3 protein-coding genes and 1 pseudogene are annotated in these 3593 nt (G+C 33.5%); 1 reads left to right on the top strand and 3 read right to left on the bottom strand.

Going from position 1 to position 3593, the window contains the following annotated elements; translation table 11 throughout:
• Positions 1 to 393: 393 nt before the first annotated feature.
• Entirely contained in the window at positions 394 to 1104 is a 711-nt protein-coding gene (rpe, locus tag AC3DU7_RS28585; RefSeq protein ID WP_488042642.1) for a ribulose-phosphate 3-epimerase, read from the top strand.
• A gap of 422 nt (positions 1105 to 1526) precedes the next feature.
• Here rpe and AC3DU7_RS28580 read toward each other — a convergent pair whose 3' ends face one another.
• From AC3DU7_RS28580 to AC3DU7_RS28570, 3 genes and pseudogenes are all read right to left on the bottom strand, one after another.
• Positions 1527 to 2309 carry a DsbA family protein gene (locus AC3DU7_RS28580; protein WP_488042641.1) on the bottom strand — a complete coding sequence of 261 codons (783 nt, stop codon included), beginning with the start codon at positions 2307 to 2309 and terminating at the stop codon, positions 1527 to 1529.
• A 407-nt stretch (positions 2310 to 2716) separates the two neighbouring features.
• Positions 2717 to 3181, bottom strand: coding sequence for a hypothetical protein (locus tag AC3DU7_RS28575; protein ID WP_488042640.1), 465 nt, complete (start codon positions 3179 to 3181; stop codon positions 2717 to 2719).
• A gap of 133 nt (positions 3182 to 3314) precedes the next feature.
• A pseudogene (locus AC3DU7_RS28570) lies at positions 3315 to 3593 on the bottom strand (hypothetical protein); the annotation flags it as partial.

Genomic DNA, 3593 nt, shown 5'->3' with positions numbered 1-3593 from the left:
TTGGATGACAATACTCCTTAATAAAAGTTGCTTGCTCTAATAATAACTCAAGATACAGCCTTTCGATATAGATTATCGAGCGAAGTTTCAATTTTTTTTCTTGCCAATTACTTTAGTAAAATCGTCAAATTTTCTACTTTTTCCTGTTATTTATTCCCTTGGATATTATATATCTTGAAAAAAATGTAATCAAATCAATTAAAGACATGAAATTAACAACTTTATCTACCTATTCTCTATTCCCTATTCCCTGACTTCTCTAAGTAATCTATTAAACATCTAATTTTCGCTCAGAACTCAAATTTCAATACTGCATATATATTTTGAGAGTAAATTATTAAATTAGTGTTAAAATTTACAGCAACAGAGAATAGCAGGAGAACATTTACCCTTATGACCACTATGCAGAAAAAACCTATTGTTATCTCCCCATCCATATTATCAGCAGATTTTAGCCGTCTTGGAGATGAAGTACGAGCTGTAGACCAAGCTGGTGCTGACTGGATTCACGTTGATGTTATGGATGGCCGTTTTGTACCTAACATTACTATCGGTCCATTAATCGTCCAAGCACTTCGCCCTGTCACTCAAAAACCTCTTGATGTCCACTTAATGATTGTGGAGCCAGAGAAATATGTTGAAGATTTTGCTAAGGCTGGCGCAGATATTATATCTGTTCATGCTGAACATAATGCTTCACCCCATTTACATCGAACTCTGGGCCAAATTAAAGAGTTGGGTAAGCAAGCTGGTGTAGTTCTAAATCCTTCTACACCACTAGAATTAATAGAATACACTTTAGATTTGTGCGACTTGATATTAATTATGAGTGTTAACCCTGGTTTTGGAGGCCAGAGTTTTATTCCTGGAGTAGTATCTAAGATTCGCAAGCTTCGTGAAATGTGTGATGAACGAGGACTCGATCCTTGGATTGAAGTAGATGGTGGCCTTAAGACTAATAATACTTGGCAGGTTTTAGAAGCTGGTGCTAATGCTATTGTTGCAGGTTCTGCTGTTTTTAAAGCTGATGATTATGCAGAGGCAATTAGTGGTATTCGTAACAGTAAGCGTCCTGTTTCTGAACCTGAGTTAGTTACTGTTTAATAACAACAAATACAATTTAATAAAAAATTATAAGAGTTAAAAATGGATTGTATATCTATTTTTAACTTTTTTTGGTTGATATTGGTTTAAATCTCTCTCCCGTTACATCAAATCCGGTTGAATACTTATTATATTGTTGAGAGCAGGGGAGTAGGGGAGATGAAATAGATATCTCCAATCATAAAAAATCAAATCAATTATCGTACAGAAATTATCAATTATTTCCCTGTAGGGAAGTTGTATACAACGTCTCTACTGCCTCTTTTAGAGGAGATGTCTAAATATTGAAGTAATTTAAGAAATTATCAACAGATATTATATAACCGGATTATATGTGGAATTAAAATTAACCGGATTTGATATTAAACAATAAGAGCGTATTACCGTTAGCTACGCCCTCCAACTTACTCTTCTTCCTTCATTTATTCACTAACTTTAGCTAAAAGTTTCTCCATATCTGAGAGTTTTACTGCACCAGAAAAAGTTTCTCCATTCATCACAAAGAAAGGTGTACCAGAAGCACCAATTTCTTGAGCTAGTTGCATATCTTGTTGAATTGAATTAATTGCTTCCTGAGATTGGCGATCGCTATTAAACTTATCTATATCTAAATTCAAACTATTAGCAATCTCTATATATAACTCTTCACCTAATTTATCTTGTTGTTCAAATAAAGCATCGTGATATTCCCAAAATTTACCTTGTTGTTGAGCTGCCCAAGATGCTCTTGCTGCTGGAATTGCTTGAGGATGAATTCTTACTAGAGGTAAATGCTTAAATACTAAAGTTACTCTATCTTGATGTTTATCCATAAATTCTTTCAGATTTCCTTGCACTCTGGAGCAGAAAGGACATTGAAAATCTGAAAATTCAAACAACACGATTTTTTGCTCGGTAGAACCCAAAGTTGGAGAATTACCAATTTTTGCTTGAGGATTGGTTTTAAACTGTTTTAATGCTTCCTCATTACTAGCTTGCTGTTGTTGCTGTTGTTGTTGTTGGTAAGCTTGTACTGATTCTATAATTGCTTCTGGATTATTACGAATAATCTGTAATACTTGTTGTTCTAATTCTGAATTTACTTGAGTATCAGTTGATTGAGCTGATGGAGTACAACCATTAATTGCAATAACTATACTGAATATTGCTATGAAGTATAAAACTTTCAAGTTATATGGATTAAATCTAGTAGAATAATTATTCATAGTCCTCAATTTAACATCAAAAAAATTATCAATATAATATAGCAGTAAATTCAGTTATCAGTTATCAGTACTTCTGCAACAAGGATGCTTGACCTTGGCGAATATTATCTTTTTTTATCCCCTTAAATTAGGGTAGACTTGATCACCATAATTTTTCGGTAATGATGAAAATTAATTATTCATTTTTGAGCTTTGGATTTAACTTCATAGTTATATAGTTATTTTTATATAGCACTACAAGAATTGCTTAGGACATTTTTCAATCCTAAAATACTTTTTCAGTTTGCTATTCCCTATTCCCTAGCGCGTAGCGTTATAGTTTGCCAAAATAATCGAAAATTTTGACAAACAAACTTCATCGAGTATCTATACAAATACTTTCTAAATTAGTAGAAAATAGTTAAATTTTAATCTAAAAAACCCATCAAACCTTCACTATCAATCTGATTAGAAGCAACTGGACGATTCATCAAAGTTTGACTAACTTCTAAATGATTAGTTCCTACAGGGCGAACACCAGAAGCAGTAATAGTACTATTGAATTCTAATCCACTAGAAACAACTGGACGAATTCCAGAAGCGGACATTGTATGATGAACTTCAAGACCTGTCGAAACTACAGGACGATTAGAAATTGTTTGAGTATACTGAAGATTAGTTGTGCCGATAGGACGATTTCCAGGTAAGGCTAGTTTTCCAGATACTTGAGACTCCTGTGCTTGTTTTTCTTGTACTGGTTTGGTCTCAACTTGTAAAGTGGTACGCTGTTGAGACCCTTGATCCAACTTTGTTGGCTGATTACTTTGAGTATTAGATTTACTGCTAGTATCGGCAGTTTTATTAGTTTCTGTCATATTTCCATTAGTGCTCATAATTCTACATCTCCATTATTAAAATTGGTTTACCACTTGATAATTAGAACTACCAATTTTTGTGATTGGTCTTTGTTTGTTTATTTAATTGTTAATTTGTTTATTTAATTGTTAAATTTTAATAAACCTTTGACTACTTCCCTGACTTAAGCCAAGGGGATTCTAAGTTGATACTACGCAACACCGATAAATCCTTGTTGCTTCGTTTGTTCTTAGCTGACCAAAGATACACTCTCTGGGGACAAGTCAAAGTGCCCCTACACAGTCGGCTTAAGTTTAATCCTAGCTTTCTGCTTACTTTTCTCATAATATTTGCAGATCCATTACAGTCTGCATTGACTAAACAATTATTACCACTTCTATACAAACCACGCTTTATTCTTTTTCCTGATGGTTTCCAATCATTGGGTTT

Source organism: Okeania sp., from assembly GCF_983059655.1.
This window is presented reverse-complemented; position numbering and strand designations above follow the sequence as displayed.

Excerpts from the sequence above, each read along its gene's own strand:
- rpe (WP_488042642.1), top strand. The coding sequence starts at position 394 with ATGACCACTATGCAGAAAAAACCTATTGTTATCTCCCCATCCATATTA.
- AC3DU7_RS28580 (WP_488042641.1), bottom strand. The coding sequence starts at position 2,309 with ATGAATAATTATTCTACTAGATTTAATCCATATAACTTGAAAGTTTTA.
- AC3DU7_RS28575 (WP_488042640.1), bottom strand. The coding sequence starts at position 3,181 with ATGAGCACTAATGGAAATATGACAGAAACTAATAAAACTGCCGATACT.